This window comes from Phytomonospora sp. NPDC050363, from assembly GCF_040655735.1.
In the GTDB taxonomy this organism is placed as follows: Bacteria; Actinomycetota; Actinomycetes; order Mycobacteriales; family Micromonosporaceae; genus Phytomonospora.
Genome location: NZ_JBFAKK010000001.1, coordinates 735,911 through 753,264, shown reverse-complemented (window position 1 = coordinate 753,264; position 17,354 = coordinate 735,911). Strand labels below are relative to the sequence as shown.

The following is a 17,354-nucleotide window of genomic DNA, read 5'->3' as shown; positions in this document are numbered from 1 at the left end:
GTCGGCCGGCAGGACGGTTCCGGATCTCCGCGCGGAGCAGGGCGCGGTGCGGTCAGCGTCGTGGCCGCGCGTCACAGTGCCTGTCCCCCGACGACGCGCGTTTACCTTCCCTGTCCTCGAAGGTAGTCCGGTCCCGCGAGAGAAAGGGGACGCGGAGGAGTTTCTGCCGGTGTCAGCCGGTGAACTCCGCACGGGGACCGAACGGCGCGTGGTCGACGCGCACGACGACGGTGCTCGCGAGTTTGTCGTGGAGGGCCTGACGGTTGGGCCTGTCCCACAGGCACCAGGCCTGGTTGAGCCAGCCCGCGCACGGAATGAGGGCGAGCCCGGCGGTCGAGGCGGCCCGCCCGATCGCCTGTCCCCAACTGACCCGGCCGCCGTCGGCGGCGCGGACGACGCGCAGCTTCATGGCCTTCTTGCCGATCGTGGCGCCCCACTTCGCGACGCACACCGACTGGTAGGTCAGCAGGAGCAGCAGGATGACGACCACCGAGACGCCGTAGAGGACCACGAACTCCACCGGGAAGTCCGCGAGCTCGCCGGGGCGGACGGTCTCCCCGGGACGCGGGCGCTCGCCCGGGCGCGGAGCCGGGAGTCCGATGCTCGCGAACCCGAGCAGCCACACGGGGAGCAGCACGACACTGCCGACGGTGCTGAAGACGGCCTGATCGATGACGTAGGCGAGAATCCGCTGCCAGATCTCGGCGAGCGCCGGGCCTGAACGCGGCGGCGGGTGGCCGAGGTAGCGGTGCGGGAAGGCGCCGGGCGGCACGGTGTGCTGGGCCGGGTAGTCGCCTCGCCCCGGTTGCGGAAAGTACGGCGGCAGGTCGCCGGGGCGGTCGGGCGGTGTCCAGCCCACCACCGGGCCGTCCCCGGTCACGGCCGCCGCCAGTCGACCACGGCCGGACCGTCGAGGCTCGCGGGCTCCCGGTAGGGCGGGTTGTCGACGCGGATGACGATGGTGCGCACGGACTTGTCGTGCAGGGTCTGCCGGTTGGGCTTGTCCCACAGGCACCACAGCGGATCGAGGTAGCCCACGCACGGGATCGCGGTGAACACGGCGTTGATCAGCGCGCGGAAGGTCGAGGCGGTCCAGCCGGCGCGGCGGGCGTCGGAGACGCGGACGACGCGCAGGTTCATCGCCCTCTTGCCGAAGGTGGCACCCCACAGGGCCGTCAGGACGATCTCGTAGACCAACGGCGACAGAACGGCGAGCAGGACCGAGGCGATCAGCGTCATCGTGCGGGCGGGGCTGCCTTTCTCGGTGCCGTCGGCGATGAGGAAGCCGGGCACGAGGAAGACGAGGAAGAGTCCGATCCCGACGGCGTTGTCGATCAGGCGGGCGATGAAGCGCTGCCCGGGGTCGGCCAGTGATGGGACGTCGTGGGCGATGGGAACGGTGAAGTCGGCGACGGGGGAATGGAACGCGGTGCGGTCTTCTGCCATGGGAGGGTCCTCGGGCACGTGGGCGGGTCCCGCACTCATGGGCATGGCCGGGATCGGCGTACATTACCGCACCGTCCACGGTGGAGTGATGGCGCGCGCTTTCGGCCGGGCCGCCCACCTCGCGTGCGTTCGCGACGGACGCCGGCCGGTGGGCTCCCGCCGGCCGGCGCGCCGGGCTAGTCCGCCACCGCGAGGAGCAGCGCGAAGGCGCCGGCCGGATCGGTCCAGCGGTGCTCGCGGGTGAAGCCGGCCTCGGCGAGTTCGGCGCCGAGGCGCTCGGCGGTGAACTTCGCCGAGATCTCGGTGCGCAGTTCCTCCCCGTCCTCGAACTCGACGGTCATCTCCAGTTCGGGGATCGTGACGGTCTGGGCACGCGTCGAGCGCAGCAGCATCTCGATCCACGAGTTGTCGGGATCCCAGCGGGCCACGTGGTCGAAGGAGCCGGGGTCGAAGTCGGCGCCGAGCCGGTTGTTGAGCACGCGCAGGACGTTGCGGTTGAACTCCGCGGTGACGCCCGCGGCGTCGTCGTAGGCGGCGACCAGGGTGCCGGGGTCCTTGACCAGGTCGGCGCCGATGAGGAGTCGTTCACCGGGGTGCAGCACCGCTCGCAGCTCGCCGAAGAAGCGGGCGCGCTCCTCGGGTTCGAGGTTGCCGATCGTGCCGCCGAGGAAGGCGAAGAGACGGCCCGCGCCGTTGGGCACCCGGTCGAGGTGGCGGGTGAAGTCGGCGACGAGGCCGTGCACCTCAAGACCGGGATAGGCCGTGCCGATCTGGGCACTGGCCTCGCGCAGAGCGGCTTCGGAGACGTCGAGGGGCACGAAGCGCGCGAGTGTGCCGTGGGCGCGCATCGCGTCGAGGAGCAGGCGGGTCTTCTCCGAGGAGCCCGAACCGAGTTCCACCAGCGTCTTGGCGTCGCTGATGGCCGCGACGTCCTGGGCTCCCGCCGCGAGGATACGGCGCTCGGTTCGGGTCGGGTAGTACTCAGGAAGGCGGGTGATGCGGTCGAAGAGTTCACTTCCGCGCGCGTCGTAGAACCATTTCGGGGGGAGTCGGCGCGGCCGCTGCGAGAGTCCCGTATGGACGTCGGAGCGCAGCTGCTCGGCCAGGTCTTCGACGGTCAGGTGCACGTCGATGCGTACGTCGGCGGTCATGCGAGAGCCTCCACTGTGTACATGGACATGTCGGCGGACACCAGGTGCAGGTCGGGCACCGGTGTCCAGTCGGTGCAGCGGTCGTGCGGTTCGGAGGCGAGCAGTACGACGCCTCCGCGGTGCTTGAGCGACAGCGAGTGCCCGACGGTGGTCGCCCACACGCCGCGGCCGTCGGTGAGCAGGAAGTTGAGCCGGGAGCCGGGCGCGGCTTCGGTGACCTCGGCGACCAGTTCGGCCAGCGCCCGGTCGGGCGCGCGTCCGGCGCGCAGTTTGTGGCGCAGCAGGACCCACAGGAGCGCCGAGTCGGTGGGGGCGTCGACGGTGAACAGGTCGACCGGCGGAAGTCGCGAGGCCGGCCCCGCGAGGCTGTCGGGCCAGCCTGCGACCACGCCGTTGTGGCTGAACAGCCAGGTGTCGTCCCCGAAAGGCGCGCAGGCGGTCTCCACGACCGGCATCCCGACGGTGCCCGAGCGCACGGCGGCGAGCAGCGCACCGGCGACGGTGGCCCGGGACAGGGCGGTCAGCGAGGAGTCGGTCCACATCGGGCAGTCGCGCCGGTAGCGGACGGCGCGACCGCCCGCGTACCAGCCGATCCCGAAGCCGTCGGCGTTGACCGTGCCTCCGCCGCGCATGTCGCGCGGCGCCCAGCTCTGGGTGAGCAGCGAGAACTCGGGCTCGATGAGCAGCGCCGACAGGGGCACGCGCGGCCCGAGATAGGCGAGGTGCCGGCACATCAGCCGGCCTCGCCGGGTCGCGGGTCGCGGGCGAGCCGGAAGCCGCTGAAGATCTGCCGGCGGACGGGCAGGTCCCAGTTGCGGAAGGTGCCGCGGCAGGCGGCGGCGTCGGTGCCGAAGGATCCGCCGCGCAAGACCTTGTAGTCGCCGCCGAAGAAGACCTCGGAGTACTCCCGGTAAGGGAAGGAGACGAAGCCCGGGTAACCGTGGAAGTCGGTCGAGGTCCACTCCCAGACGTCTCCGATGAGCTGGTGCACGCCCAGTGGGGAGGCACCGTCCGGGTAGGCGCCGACCGGCGCGGGACGCAGGTGGCGCTGGCCGAGGTTGGCGTGCCATTCGCCCGGATCGGCGTCGCCCCAGGGGTAGCGGCGCGACCGTCCGGCGACGGGGTCGTGCCGTGCTGCCTTCTCCCATTCGGCCTCGGTGGGCAGGCGGCGGCCGGCCCAGCGCGCGTAGGCCTCGGCTTCGTGGAAGCAGACGTGGACGACGGGCGCGTCGGGCTCGATCGGGCCGCGGTGTCCGAAATGGGTTCGGGTCCCGTCGCCGTGCCAGTGCATCGGGCCGCGCAGGTCGCTCTCGGCACGGTGGCGCCAGCCGCGTTCGCTCCACCAGCGCCGGTCGAGGTAGCCGCCGTCGTCGACGAACTCGGCGTAGCGGGCGTTGGTGACCGGGCCGGCATCGATGAAGAAGGCGGGGACGTCGACGATGTGCGCGGGCCGTTCGTTGTCGAGCGCCCAGCGCTCGGTCGAGGTGCCCATGGTGAAGGGGCCGCCGGGGATCAGCACCTCGCCGTAGACGTCGACCGCGGCGGGCGGTGGCGGTGGCGCGGCGAGGACCGGTTCACCGGCGCGGAGCTGGTGGGTGGCGAGCATCGTCTCGTCGTGCTGCTGCTCGTGCTGGACGATCATCCCGAAGGCGAAGCCCTGGCGGACCAGGCGCCGCCCCTCCAGCGGGACGGTGTCGAGGATGTCGAGGACCTTGTCGCGGACCGTGCCGACATAGGAGCGGGCCTCTCCCGGCCCGAGCAGCGGGAGGGCGGGCCGGTCGGCGCGGGCGTGGCGGAAGGCGTCGTAGAACTTGTCGATGTCGACGCGAACCGGCTCGCGGCCGCCGACGTCGCGGACGAGCCACAGCTCCTCCTGGTTGCCGATGTGCGCCAGGTCCCAGACCAGCGGCGACATCAGCGGGGAGTGCTGGCGTACGAGGTCGCCGTCGTCGACGGCCTCGGTGAGGGCGATGCTGCGCCTGCGTGCGCGCAGGAGTTCGAGTGCGGTTCGGGCGCGCAGATCCGTTGTCACGACTCACCTCCGGGTTGGCGATGGGCAGGGGCGGCGCGTGACCGGGACCTGTCGCCCACGGCCCCCGGGCAGCACGAGGAGCCGCGTCGGTCCGGGCGCGCGACGGCGCCGCGGAACACCGCGGTCTTCGAACAGGGGGTTCGCCGGAAACGGCGGCTGTCTCCACCGGCGTTTCGGCGTGGGATTCGGTGCGGGCGGATTGGACGCGCCCGGTCCGGCGCCGCCTGGTCGGCGGCGAGAGTGGGTGAGGTGGCCGACGGGGTCTGGGTGCGCGAGATCGACGGGGGTCCGGTCTTGAAACAGATCCGGGCCACGTACCACTCGGGGTCCGGAGCACCCCAGAGCCGTCGTGCGGTCGAGCGGGTCATCGTCACTCCTCGTGCCGTGCCGTCGACCGTACCGTGTCGGTGCTACTCGCACGACCCTGTCGGCGTACCCGGTTCAATCCGTTCCGGCGTAACCGGACAAGCGGTCGGCGAGTTCGCGAACGGCCGCCCGCAGCTCGGCGGGCCGGCGGACGGTGAAGGCCCAGCCGAGACCGGCCAGCATGCGGGCCATGCCGCCCAGGTCTTCGGCGCGGACGCGCAGAAGGACTCCCGCGCCCGTCGAGGAGAATTCACCGATTGCCCGGGGCAGGGCCGCGCGCGCCTCGTCGAGGGTCGTCTCCAGGACGACCTCGCACTCCCACCGGTACGGCACGGCCGCCAGGGAGCCGATGATCTGCGCGACCGGGTCGAAATCGCCCGGTGCGTCGAATTCGGCCTCGCCGAGGCGCGCGGTGGCGATCCGGTCGAGGCGGAAGGTGCGGCGCTCGCCGCTGCGATGGTCGTGGCCGGTGACGTACCAGCGGCCCGAGTGGAACACGATGCCGTAGGGGTCGAGTTCACGCCGGCTGTCCTCGCCCCTCCAGGAGGTGTAGGTCAAGGCGACTCGCCGGCGGGCGGCGACGGCCTCGCTCAAGGTGAGCAGGACGGGTGTGCTGGGCGCGGCCGAGACCGAGCCGGTCGCGCGCAGGGTGAAGCCGAGGCTCGCCTCCAGCGCTCCGGCCTGGTCGCGGACGGCGTCGGGCAGGACTCTGCGGAGCTTGGCCAGGGCGAGGTCGGCGGCGCTCTCGACGGTGGACAGCCCGATGTGGCGGGCGGCGAGCAGCCCGAGGGTGACCGCGACGGCCTCGGCGTCGGTGAACATCAGCGGCGGCAGCTTGTAGCCGGGCATGAGGCGGTAGCCGCCGTGCCTGCCGCGGGTGGCGGTGACCGGGATGCCCAGCTCGATCAGCCGCTCGGTGTAGCGGCGCAGGGTCCGCGGGTCCACCCCGAGGCGGTCGGCGAGTTCGGCGCCGGTGAGGCCCGGATAGGTCTGGAGAAGTTCGAGCAGCGCCAGGATCCGGGTGCTGGGGTATGACACCCTTCACAGTTTAATGCGGGCGGATACCGCCCGCATTTCGACTTAAGCTCTGGGTACAGCCGAAACGAAGGAGCAAGCGATGTCGACCTACATTCTCGTCCCCGGTGCCTGGCTCGGCGCGTGGGCGTGGCGCGAGACCGCCGAGGCGCTGCGGGCGCGCGGCCACGAGGTGCACGCGCTGACGCTGACCGGGCTCGCCGAGCGGGCGGAGCTCGGAAGCACCGAGGTCGACCTGGAGACCCACATCGGCGACGTCACGGGATTCATCGAAGACCGCGACCTTCACGACGTGATCCTCGTCGGGCACAGCTACGCCGGCATCGTCGTCGGTGCCGTCGCCCACCGCATCGGCGAGCGCCTGTCGCACATCGTCTACGTCGACAGCGCGCCGATGGGCGACGGGCAGGGCATGTTCGACCTGCTGCCTCCCGAGGCGGTCGAAGGGCTGCGCGCTCTCGTCGCGGCGGGCAACGGCTGGGGTCTGCCGTTCCCGGGCCAGGAGGCTCTCGCCGAGAACGGTTCGGTGGAAGGGCTGACGCCGGAGCACTGGAAGCTCCTCGGCGAGCTGGCGACCCCGCACCCCTTCGGCACCTACGAGCAGCGGCTCAGCCTGCCCGGTGCGCCTTCCGGGGCTCCGCGGAAGGTCCTCGTCGCCTGCGCCGACTTCAGCGGGATGCTCGACGCGGGAAACCCGTGGCTGAACTCGCTGATCGACGACTCCTGGCTGCGGCGAGACCTCGCCACGGGCCACTGGCCGATGCTGTCGGAGCCGGCCGCCTTGGCCGAGGTGCTCGACCGGCTGGCCGCCGACCGCTAGATTCGGGCCATGGATGCCGCATCGACTCCACCCGGCCACGCGGTCACCCGCGTGGCCGGTGTCCGCGAGGCCAACGACCTGACGCTCCGCTGGCTTCGCGCCGTCGGTGAGCCCGTGCCGGTGCTGTCCGGCGCGGGCGCCTGGCCGCTGATGGCCGCGCTCGCCGCGGGTGCGGCGGGCAAGGCGCGCGAGGAACTGGCGGAGGCGACGGGGATCGAGCCGGCCGAGGCGATGGACGCCGTCGGCGGCTACGCGCGGGCGCTCTCGGCCTCGGCGGCCCTGCGCTTCTCGACCGGGTTCTGGGCCTCGCCGTTGGTGACGCTCGACCCGACATGGACCGATCGGCTGCCCGACGCGTGGTCCGGTTCGCTGAGCGGGGATCTGGCCGCCGACAAGCGCACGCTGGACACGTGGGCCGAGGAGCGCACCCTCGGCCTCATCGGCGAGATGCCGGTGGAACTCACCCCCGAGACGATGCTCGTGCTGGCCACCGCCCTGGCCGTGCGGACCGATTGGGCCGAGCCGTTCAAAGACGCGCCGCTGATGCCGCAGGAAGGCCCGTGGCGCACCGACCGGCCCTGGCTGGGCCTCAACCGGACCTCATCGGACCTGTCCGCGCTGAGGTCGGCCGAGGGCGTCACGCTGCTGACCGTCGCCGGTCGCGAGGACGTGGACGTGCACCTGGCGCTCGGCGAGCCCGACGCCGGCCCCGCCGAGGTCCTCGCCACCGCCGTGCGGGCCGCCGACGGGCGAACAGGTGCCCTGCCCGCCGAGTCGGGCCCCGGCGTCACGGTGAGCATCGAACGCTCCCATGAGGCCGACCCGGCTCCCCTGCTGCGCGTGACGACGGTGGGTTTCGCCGTCAACGCTGCGCACGACCTGCTGCGCCACGCCGAGGTCTTCGGCCTCGCCACCGCCGCAACCCGCGGCGACCACTTCCCCGGCGTCAGCGCCGACCGCCTGGAGATCAGCGACGCGGCGCAGTCGGCGATGGCGGTGTTCAGTGCCAAGGGCTTCGAGGCCGCCGCCGTGACCGCCGTGGGCATGCGCATGGCCGGCGCGTTCCTCCCGCCCGACAATGGCGAGCGGAAGGTGGTCTCGGCGGCCTTCACGCGGCCTTTCGGCTATGTGGCGGTGCACCGGCCGACGGGCCTGGCACTCGTCGCCGGGTGGGTCGGCGAACCGAAGCGCTTCGGTTAGGACTCACTCGACCTTCGCCACCGCTCCCCCGGTCAGCGACGCGAGGACCGCGTTGATGCCCAGGGCGGTGGTGTAGGCGAGGTCGACGGCCTCCTGGTCGAGCAGCCACTGGATCTGCAGGCCGTCCATGAGCCCGATGATCACCGAGGCGGCGGCGCCGATGTCCTCCTCGGCGGGCACGACGTGCTCGGCGCAGACGTCGCGCAGCGCGTCGGCCAGTATCACCCGCAACCCGGCGAAGCGGGCGCGGAACCACTCCTGCGCGGGGTGGTCGTCGGTGACCGACTCGGCCGACAGGACCGCGTAGGACTGCACGATCCCGGGGCGGGTGGCGTTGAGGCGGGCGGTGCGGACCAGGTGGGCGAAGAGGTCGAGTCCTTCGGGAAGGTGGTCGACGTCGAGTTCCTCGAAGTCGGCCTGGTCGCGGTAGCGCAGCACCTCGATGAGCAGCTCGTCCTTGGAGCCGAAGTGGTGCAGGATGCCCGCGTGGGTTATCCCGACCACTTCGGCGATCTCGATGAGCGATCCGCGCTGGTACCCGCGCCGGCCGAAAATCCCCATGGCGGCCCGCAGAATGTCCAGGCGCCGCTGGACCGAGCGTCTCTGCCGCATGCTGACCTTACCGATCGGGGGTGGGTTCGACACGGATTCGCCGACGTCTGTCATGCCGACAGACTACTGACCCGCCGACAACTTACTGACAGGTCAGTAAGGTCCCTCACAGGCTCTTCTCCTCGACCTTCGGCGGCACCGCCAGATGGCCTGGAACAGCGGCGTCGTAGCCGTCGTGGAGGAAGCAGGACACCTGGCGGTGGCCCTCCCCCGGCAGACCGGTGCCCTGTAGCCGGGGCCGCTTGGTGTCGCAGGGGTCGAACGCGTGCGGGCAGCGCGGATGGAACGGGCAGCCCGAGGGCAGCGCCGTCAGGTCCGGCGGCGAGCCGGGGATGCCCGACAGCTCCCGGCGCGGGCCGTGCAGCGGCGGGAACGAGTTGAGCAGCCCGTGCGTGTAGGGGTGGCGGGGCCGGCGGTAGAGGTCGTCGGCGGTGGCGTCCTCGATGATCTGCCCGGCGTACATGATGGCGATCCGGTCGGCGAGCTCGATCAGCAGCGACACGTCGTGCGTGATGAAGATGACCGAGAAGCCCAGATCGGTGCGCAGTTTCACCAGCTGCTCGACGATCTGGCGCTGCATGACCACGTCGAGGGCCGTCGTCGGCTCGTCCATGATGACGACCTGCGGTTCGAGGGCCAGCGCCATAGCGATCATCACGCGCTGCCGCATGCCGCCGGACAGCTGGTGCGGGTAGGAGTTGATCCGGTCGGGCGAGATGCCGACCATCTCCAGCAGCTCCTTCGCGCGGGCCCGGTGGGCGGCGCGGGAACGGTCGGGACGGTGGGCGACCATCACGTCGATGAGCTGCTTGCCGACCCGGTAGACCGGGTTGAGGGAGTTCATCGCGCCCTGGAAGACGATGGCCATGTCGTCCCAGCGGGAGGCGCGCAGCTGGTCGTCGGACATCCGGAACAGGTCGAGGCGACGGTCGTCGCGGCTGCTGTGGAAGATCACGTCGCCGCCGGTGATCACGCCGGGTGGCGGGAGCAGCCGGGTCGCGGCGTAGGCGAGGGTCGACTTGCCGCAGCCGCTCTCACCGGCGAGGCCGAGAACCTCGCCCACCCCGAGGGTCAGGCTGACGTCGCGCAGGGCGTGCACGGCGTGGTCGTCGTAGCCGTAGTCGACCGACAGGTTCTTGATCTCCAAGACCGGTTCGCCGACGGCGGCGCGGTGCCCGGTGGAGGTCACCGCCGTGTCCACCTTGCTGGCTGCTCGCGACATCATTCCTCTCCTCGCTTCTCGGCGGGGGCCCGGTAGACGGGGGTGAAGCCGACACGCGCCTGGATGCGCTTGGAGCGCAGCGCCTTGGCAGTGCCGCCGGTGGTCCGCAGGCGCGGGTTGACGAACTCGTCGATGCCGAAGTTGATGAGGGTCAGCGCCGTGCCGAGGGCGGCGATGCACAGGCCGGCCGGCACGAACCACCACCACGCGCCCTGCGCCAGGGCCTGGTTGCTCTGGGCCCAGAACAGGATCGTGCCCCAGTTCCAGGTGGACACGCTCGTCACGCCGATGAAGGCGAGGGTGATCTGGGACAGTACGGCGAAGATGACGGTGCCGATGAAGCCCGAGGCGATGATCGCGGTGAGGTTGGGAAGGATCTCGAAGCACACGATCCGCCACAGCGACTCGCCGTTGGCGCGCGCGGCCTCGACGAAGTCACGGCGCCGCAGGGACAGTGTCTGCGCCCGCAGGATCCGCGACCCCCAGGCCCAGCCGGTGAAGGCGATGACCAGCGCGACGGTGGTGCCGCCCGCCTCGGGGAGCTGGCTGGCGATGATGATGATGAGCGGCAGGGCCGGGATCACCAGGAACACGTTGGCCAGCAGGGACAGGAACTCGTCGCCGATACCGCCGACGAAGCCCGCCGTGACGCCGATCAGGACCGAGATGGCCGTGGCGACCGCGGCGGCCAGCAGGCCGACCACGAGGACGCCGCGAGTGCCGACGATCAGCTGCGACATGATGTCCTGGCCGGTGTTGGTCGTGCCGAGCCAGTGCGCGGCGGTCGGCCCCTCCATCAGCGACTTGGAGATCTTGTTCGGGTCGTAGGGGGCGATGTACTCGCCGATGGCGGCGAGTACGACGAAGAATCCGAGGATGCACAGGCCGACGGTGGCCTTGCGGTTGCGGAAGATCATCCAGGCGCCGCGGCCGCCGCGGCCCTTCTTGGGGACGATCCCGTGCTCGCCGGTCTCGACCGGCAGGTCAACGGTTGGGGTGGTTGTCACGGCTCAGCCCTCCTGTCGGGTACGCGGGTCGAGGAGCGCGTAGGCGAGGTCGGCGAACATGTTGGCGACCAGCACCGACATCGTGATGATCAGGAAGACGCCCTGCATGAGCGGGTAGTCCTTCGAGCTCACGCCCTGGTAGAGGATGTAGCCGATGCCGGGGTAGGAGAACACGATCTCCGTGACGAGCGTGCCGCCGACGATGAATCCGAGCGACAGCGCGAAACCGGAGATGTTGGGCAGGATCGCGTTGCGGGCGGCGTAGCCGAACATCACCGTCCGTTCCTTGAGTCCCTTGGCGTGCGCGACGGTCACGTAGTCCTCGGAGGAGACGGTGACGGTCATGTTGCGCATGCCGAGCATCCAGCCGGCGATCGAGCTGACGATGATGGTGATGGCGGGCAGGAGCCCGTGGTAGACGGCCGACCAGACGAAGTCGGCGTCCCACGACGGTACGAACGCCCCGTCGTAGCCGCCGGAGGCGGGGAAGACCGGCCAGGCGACGGCGAAGACGGCGATGGCGATCAGCCCGAGCCAGAAGTACGGGATGGCCGAGAAGAAGCTGCCGATCGGCAGGAGGCTGTCGGTCCAGCGACCGCGCCGCCAGCCGATGTACACGCCGGCGAGCGTGCCGAGTACGAAGCTGATGAGGGTCGACACCCCGACCAGGATCAGCGTCCACGGGATGCTCTGGGCGATGACCTCGCCGACCGGGGTCGGGAAGAAGGTGAACGAGAGCCCGAAGTCGCCCTGGAAGAGGTTCCCCCAGTAGTCGAGGTACTGCTGCCAGACGGTGGTCTCCTTGTCGAGACCGAACATGGCGTACAGGGCCTGGGTGGCGTCGGTGCTCAGCTGGCCCTGGTAGCGGTTGATCAGCGACTGGACCGGGTTGCCGGGGAGCATGCGCGGGATGAAGAAGTTCAGGGTGATCGCCGCCCAAGCGGTCACGATGTAGAACACGAAGCGGCGCAGGAGGAAGGTCACGCGGCCACCTCGCTCTTCTCGGCGTCCTCGGCGTACAGCCAGCACGCGGCGATCCGGCCGTCACCGGCGGGAAGCGCGGGCGGCGACTCGACCTTGCAGCGCTCCATCGCGAAGGGGCAGCGCGGGTGGAAGCGGCAGCCCGACGGCGGGTTGATCAGGCTCGGCGGCTCACCGCGGGCGGGGCGCTCGTCGGCCCCGGCGAGCTTGTCGGGGTCGGGCGCGGAGCTGACCAGCAGCTGCGTGTACGGGTGCGCGGGGTTCTGGGTGACCGACTCGCTGTCGCCGCTCTCCACGACCTGCCCGGCGTACATGACCACGGTCTGGTCGGCGAAGTAGCGCGCCGAGGCGATGTCGTGGGTGATGTAGAGGATGGCGAGGTCGAGCTCCTCCTTGAGTTCCTTGAGGAGGTTGAGGACGCCCAGGCGGATGGACACGTCGAGCATGGAGACCGGCTCGTCGGCCAGCAGCACCGCCGGGCGGGCCCCGAGGGCGCGGGCGATGGCCACGCGCTGGCGCTGACCGCCGGAGAGCTCGTGCGGGAACTTCTCCAGGTAGCGCTCCGCCGGCCGCAGGTGAACCTGCTCCAACAGGCCGGACAGGCGCGCTTCGAGGTCCTGCTTCGACAGCCCCTTGTGGTGGATCCGCAGCGACCGGGTCAGCACGTAGCGGACCGTGTGGATCGGGTTGAGCGAGGCGAAGGGGTCCTGGAAGATCATCTGGACCTGGCGGCAGTAGGCGCGGAACCTGCGTCCGAAGCGGACCTTGATCGGCTCGCCCCGCAGGAGGATCTTTCCGGCCGTCGCCGGGTAGAGCTGCGCCAGCAGTCGCGCGACGGTCGACTTGCCCGAACCGGACTCGCCGACGAGGGCGACCACATGGCCTCGCCGGAGTGTCAGGTCGACCGCCTCGACGGCGCGAACCGCGCGTCCGCGTCCGCGCAGACCGCGGACCGGGAAGTGCTTGGTCAGTGCCCGGGCTTCGAGCATGATCGGGTCATCGGTGGGGGGTGTCGCGGCTTCGGTCGCCGGACCTTCTCGCTGAGCCATGTCTACCTGTCCGGAAGGGGTGTGGTGGGTACCGGAGGGGTGGCCCGGCCGGGTGGGAGGACGCCGCCCGGCCGGGCCGTGCGTCACGACGCGGGGGTCAGCTTCATGACGATCATCGACGCGCTCGCCTGCGTCGGCTGCGGCATGGCGTAGGGGTCCTCGGCGGTGGGCCAGCCCTCCCAGTACTTGGTGGAGTACTCGGCGCCGATGGGGCCGGCGACCAGCGGGATCGCGGGGACCTGCTCGACCATGAGGTCCTGGAGGAGGTCCATCGCGGCCTTGCGGGTGGCGTCGTCGGCGGCGTTGGCGTAGTCGTTGAGGGCCTTGGTGGCGTCCTCGTTGCGGTAGCGCCCGAAGTTCCACGACGCGTTCTTGCCGAGCGGCTCCAGGTGGGCGCCGTTCATGATGCAGTCGTAGATGTCGTAGGGGGTGTTGCCGGTGTTGGTCCAGTGCAGGCTGGCGTCGAAGTCGCCCACGGCCAGGGCGTCTGTCCACGCGTCGACCGTCATCGTCTCGACGGTCGCCTCGATGCCGAGCTGCTTGACGCTGTCGGCGATGATCTGCAGGTCGGCGAGGTAGTCCGACCAGCCGGCTGGATCCACGAGCTTGAAGGTCACCGGGTTTCCGTCGGGGTCCTTCAAGGTCTCACCGTCGAGGGTGAAGCCGCCCTCGGCGAGGACCGTCTTGGCCTTCTCGACGTCGACGGCCTGCGACTGGCCCTTGTACTTGTCGGAGATGAACGCGTCACCGGCCGGCCGCGGGATGCCCGTCGGGCTGTCCACGAGGGGGTAGAGGCTGGCGTGGCCCTGCACGTGGATGGCCTGGCGGTCGATGACCAGGTTGATGGCCTGGCGCAGCGCGGTGTGCTTGAACGCGCCCTTCTCGATGTTGAGGAACAGGGCGTGGATGCCCAGACCGGAGGGGAACCACAGCTTGTGGTGGTCCTTGTCCTTGGCGACGAACACGTCCTGGTAGTTCGGCATGAACACGTAGGACCACTGGCAGGCACCGCTGGCCAGCGCGGTGGTCTGCGCGTTGTTGTCGTTGTAGGACGTGTAGCGGATCTCGGGGACCTTGGGCGTGCCGCCCCAGTAATCGGTGCGCGGGACCATCGTGACGACCTGAGCGGTCCAGGACTTCAGTGTGTAGGGACCGGTGCCGATCGGGTTCTGGTTGGTGTCGGTGGTGGGGTCGGCGATCGGCTCCCAGATGTGCTTGGGGACGACCATCGACTCCAGGACGCGACCCTGGTTGACGAACTGCGAGGACTTGAAGGTCAGGTCGACGATGTTCCCCGTGACGGTGATGGTGTCGAAGGGGATCGCGCTGCCGTTGAAGGCGTCGTTGGCCTTGATCATGTTGAACGTGAAACCGACGTCCTCGGCGGTCAACGGCTTGCCGTCGGAGAACTTGACGCCGTCGCGGATGGTGAGCTTGACCGACTTGAAGTCGGCCGCCCACTCCCACGCCGTGGCCAGCCACGGGGTCGGCGGCTGCTCCGGCGCGATCTGGTTGACCTGGGCGAGCGGCTCGTAGACGAGCCACCGGTAGCCCAGCGAGTTCGCCGACGAGGTCGGGGTGAAGGGGTTGCTGTTGTTCGTCAGCGGCCCGTTGGGCATACCGACGGTCAGAGCCTGCGGGGCTCCGCCGTCGCCTTCACCGGTCTTACCGTCGCCGCACGCGGCGAGCGCGGGGGTGGCGAGCACACCGGCCATGAGTCCGAGGGTGGTGCGTCTCTTCATTGAGAATGTCTCCTTGCACTGGGGTGAATCTCAGGGGGCGGTCGATCAGGTTCGGGTGACGTGCGCGTCGAGACGCGGGTCGGCGACGGATCGCCCGACGCGGACGCGGTAGCGGCCGGCGGGGGTGATCCAGGCGTGACCGACGGCGTCCCAGGTCTGGAAGGCGCGGGCGGCCAGCCGGAGCCGGGCGGTGGTGGATTCGCCCGGGGCGGCCTCGGCGACGGCGAAGCCGCCGAGCCAGCGGACCGGTCGTTCCGGTCCGTCCTCGCAGGGTTCGAGGTACGCCTGGACGACTTCCCGGCCGGGCCGGGTGCCGGTGTTGCGTACCGTCACGTCGAGCACGACGTCGCCTTCGGCGCTGTCGTCGACGTGCAGATCGGTGTATTCCCACTCGGTCCAGCCGAGGCCGTGACCGAAGGGAAGGGCGGGTTCGGTCCCGTTGCGCAGCCAGCCGCGGTGTCCGATGTGGATTCCCTCGTGGTAGTCGAGGAACTTCCCGTCGGGGATCGTGTCGGTCACCGGGACGTCGCTGAATCGGGCAGGAAGCGTCCACGGCAGACGTCCGGCGGGCTCGGTGCGCCCGAAGAGGACGTCGGCGAGGGCGTGGCCGCATTCCTGCCCGGGGAACCATGTCCACAGCACGGTTCCCGCGTCCGCCAGCCACGGGAGCAGCACCGGGGCCCCCGCGTTGACGACGACGATCGCGCGGTCGGTGACCTCCAGGACCCGGCGGACGAGCTCGTCCTGCCTGCCGGGGAGGTCGAGGTTGGGCCGGTCCCAGCCCTCGGACTCGACCTCGCTGTTGGTGCCGACGATCAGGACCGTGAGGTCGGCGTCGCGCGCGGCCTCGACGGCGGCGGCGATCTCCTCCTCGACGGTCAGGCCGGGGAGCCGGTGACGCAGCTCGGCGCGGGTGAAGCGGCCGTAGGCCTTGGCGTCGACGATCTGGAGTTCGGCGTGGATCTCGACGGTGACGGGGGCGTCGACGGTGATCGAGCGGCCGCTGTCGGCGGGCGAGTTGACGCTGGAGTCGAGCAGGACCTCGGCTCCGGCTCGCTGGCCGGACTCGCCGGTGAGGACGCCGCCGACGCTGGTGCGGTGGGCGCCGACGGTGCCGACGCCGAGCCAGTGCTCGCCGGGTTCTTTGAGTTCGACGACGGCGGTGAGCCGGGCGCTCGCGGCCTCGGGCGTGACGTACCACCAGCCGGTGTCGCCGTTGTGGACGCGGGAGTCGATCACCTCGCCCTTGGCGTCGAGGATCTCCAGGCGGATGCCGGGGACGCCGGTCTCGGGGTCGGTGGCGCGGTTCTTGACGTCGAGGCGGGGCGCGTGGGGCCGGGCGTAGCCGCCGCGCTGGACGCGGATCTCGACTCCGTCGGGGAGGGCGGCGCGCAGGCCGTCGAGCGGGGTGATCTGGAGGTCGGGCCAGACGTGGGCGCTGCCGCCGCCCTGGGTGAAGGCGTCGGTGGAGTTGGGGCCGATGAGCGCGACGGTCGAGACGTCCTCGGCGGCGCGTGGGATGCGGCGCCCGTCGTCCTTGAGGACGACGGTGGAGCGGGCGGCGAGTTCGCGCAGGACCGCCCGGGTGTCACCGAGGTCCTCGGTGTCGTCGGGGTTCTCGGCGCCGTCGAGGGCGCCGACGCGGCCGGCGAGTCGCAGGATCCGCCGGACCTTGTCGTCGATGACCTCCTCGGCGACGAGGCCGTCGCGGACGGCGGCGATGAGCGCGTCCTCCCAGGGGCCGCCCGGGCCGGGCATGACCAGGTCGAGGCCGGCGTTGGCGCTGGGGACGGTGCTGCGGGCGGCGAGCCAGTCGCTCATGACGACGCCGTCGAAGCCCCACTCGTTCTTGAGGACCTCGGTGACCAGGTGGTGGTGCTCGGTCGAGGTCGCGGACTCGACGCCGTCGTCGACGCCGTTGTAGGCGGCCATGATCGACCAGGCGCCGGCTTCCTTGACGGCCAGTTCGAAGGGCGCGAGGTAGACCTCGCGGAGCGTGCGTTCGTCGACCTTGGCGATGTACTCGGTGCGGGCGGTCTCGGAGTCGTTGGCCACGAAGTGCTTGACGCACGCGGCGACACCGCGCTCCTGGAGGGCCTTGACGAGCGCGGAGCCGATGCGGCCGGTCAGCAGCGGGTCTTCGGAGAAGCACTCGAAGTGGCGTCCGCCGACGGGGCTGCGCTGGAGGTTGACGACCGGCGCGAGGACGACGTCGACGCCGTGGCGGCGGGCCTCGCGGGCGAAGAGGACGCCGAGGCGGGCGGCGGCCGCCTCGTCCCAGGTCGCACCGAGCGCGGTCGGCGAGGGGAAGGAGGCCGACGTCTCGGCGGGGTTGCCGTTGGCGCCGCGGACCCCGGCGGGGCCGTCGGACAGGACGAGTGAGCGCAGGCCCGCGGCGTCGGCGGTGTGCATGGTGAACGGTGTGGCGCCGGTCAGCAGCCTGACCTTGTCCTCCAGGGAGAGGGCGGTCAGCCGGTCGTCGAGGGTGGGACCGGCGGGGAGCTGCTGAGTGGCCAAGGCGTTCTCCAGGTGGGGTGGGTAACGCGGCTCACGTTAGCAAACTTACTGACAGGTCAGTAAGTGACTTGGGTAACAATTGCGTCTCGTGATTAACCTGCCGGAAATCGCGGCTTGACGATGCGTGCCAGGCGGAGGGTGGGGGTTCCGGCGCGAGATTTCAGTGACTGAGCG

General features: G+C 70.8%; 15 protein-coding genes. 2 read left to right on the top strand and 13 right to left on the bottom strand.

Annotation, left to right across the window (positions count from 1 at the left end; all coding sequences use genetic code 11):
• Nucleotides 1–172: 172 nt before the first annotated feature.
• The 6 genes from AB0I28_RS03275 to AB0I28_RS03250 form a co-directional block, all read right to left on the bottom strand.
• Nucleotides 173–880, bottom strand: coding sequence for an RDD family protein (locus AB0I28_RS03275; RefSeq protein WP_357489052.1), 708 nt, complete (start codon nt 878–880; stop codon nt 173–175).
• Nucleotides 877–1,446 (bottom strand): RDD family protein, encoded by a 570-nt coding sequence (locus AB0I28_RS03270; RefSeq protein WP_357489051.1) that lies wholly within the window; start codon nt 1,444–1,446, stop codon nt 877–879. The genes AB0I28_RS03275 and AB0I28_RS03270 overlap by 4 nt, the downstream gene beginning before the upstream one ends.
• 176 nt (nt 1,447–1,622) lie before the next feature.
• Complete coding sequence (egtD, locus tag AB0I28_RS03265; protein ID WP_357489050.1) at nt 1,623–2,597, bottom strand: L-histidine N(alpha)-methyltransferase; 975 nt, start codon at nt 2,595–2,597, stop codon at nt 1,623–1,625.
• Nucleotides 2,594–3,331 (bottom strand): ergothioneine biosynthesis protein EgtC, encoded by a 738-nt coding sequence (gene egtC, locus AB0I28_RS03260; protein ID WP_357489049.1) that lies wholly within the window; start codon nt 3,329–3,331, stop codon nt 2,594–2,596. The genes egtD and egtC overlap by 4 nt, the downstream gene beginning before the upstream one ends.
• Entirely contained in the window at nt 3,331–4,629 is a 1,299-nt protein-coding gene (gene egtB, locus AB0I28_RS03255) for an ergothioneine biosynthesis protein EgtB (RefSeq protein WP_357489048.1), read from the bottom strand. Before egtB ends, egtC begins: the two co-directional genes overlap by 1 nt.
• A 441-nt stretch (nt 4,630–5,070) precedes the next feature.
• Entirely contained in the window at nt 5,071–6,033 is a 963-nt protein-coding gene (locus AB0I28_RS03250; protein ID WP_357489047.1) for a YafY family protein, read from the bottom strand.
• Between the two features lie 79 nt (nt 6,034–6,112).
• On the opposite strand from AB0I28_RS03250, the gene AB0I28_RS03245 reads away from it, so the two are divergent.
• Together AB0I28_RS03245 and AB0I28_RS03240 are read left to right on the top strand one after the other, a co-directional pair.
• Nucleotides 6,113–6,850 (top strand): alpha/beta fold hydrolase, encoded by a 738-nt coding sequence (locus AB0I28_RS03245; RefSeq protein ID WP_357489046.1) that lies wholly within the window; start codon nt 6,113–6,115, stop codon nt 6,848–6,850.
• Between the two features lie 9 nt (nt 6,851–6,859).
• Complete coding sequence (locus tag AB0I28_RS03240) at nt 6,860–8,050, top strand: serpin family protein (protein ID WP_357489045.1); 1,191 nt, start codon at nt 6,860–6,862, stop codon at nt 8,048–8,050.
• A gap of 3 nt (nt 8,051–8,053) precedes the next feature.
• On the opposite strand, the gene AB0I28_RS03235 is transcribed toward AB0I28_RS03240, so the two are convergent.
• From AB0I28_RS03235 to AB0I28_RS03205, 7 genes are all read right to left on the bottom strand, one after another.
• Nucleotides 8,054–8,716, bottom strand: coding sequence for a TetR/AcrR family transcriptional regulator (locus AB0I28_RS03235; protein WP_357489044.1), 663 nt, complete (start codon nt 8,714–8,716; stop codon nt 8,054–8,056).
• Nucleotides 8,717–8,768: 52 nt separating this feature from the next.
• A complete protein-coding gene (locus AB0I28_RS03230; protein ID WP_357489043.1) occupies nt 8,769–9,884 on the bottom strand; it encodes an ABC transporter ATP-binding protein in 1,116 nt (371 codons plus the stop codon).
• Nucleotides 9,884–10,840: an ABC transporter permease gene (locus tag AB0I28_RS03225; RefSeq protein ID WP_357489289.1), complete on the bottom strand. Its 957-nt coding sequence runs from the start codon at nt 10,838–10,840 to the stop codon at nt 9,884–9,886. Before AB0I28_RS03225 ends, AB0I28_RS03230 begins: the two co-directional genes overlap by 1 nt.
• 54 nt (nt 10,841–10,894) lie before the next feature.
• Nucleotides 10,895–11,875 (bottom strand): ABC transporter permease, encoded by a 981-nt coding sequence (locus AB0I28_RS03220; RefSeq protein ID WP_357489042.1) that lies wholly within the window; start codon nt 11,873–11,875, stop codon nt 10,895–10,897.
• Nucleotides 11,872–12,921, bottom strand: coding sequence for an ABC transporter ATP-binding protein (locus AB0I28_RS03215; protein ID WP_357489041.1), 1,050 nt, complete (start codon nt 12,919–12,921; stop codon nt 11,872–11,874). Before AB0I28_RS03215 ends, AB0I28_RS03220 begins: the two co-directional genes overlap by 4 nt.
• Before the next feature lie 83 nt (nt 12,922–13,004).
• A complete protein-coding gene (locus AB0I28_RS03210; protein ID WP_357489040.1) occupies nt 13,005–14,663 on the bottom strand; it encodes an ABC transporter substrate-binding protein in 1,659 nt (552 codons plus the stop codon).
• Between the two features lie 45 nt (nt 14,664–14,708).
• Nucleotides 14,709–17,180, bottom strand: a complete 2,472-nt coding sequence (locus tag AB0I28_RS03205) for a glycoside hydrolase family 3 C-terminal domain-containing protein (RefSeq protein WP_357489039.1) — start codon at nt 17,178–17,180, stop codon at nt 14,709–14,711.
• Nucleotides 17,181–17,354 lie beyond the last annotated feature (174 nt).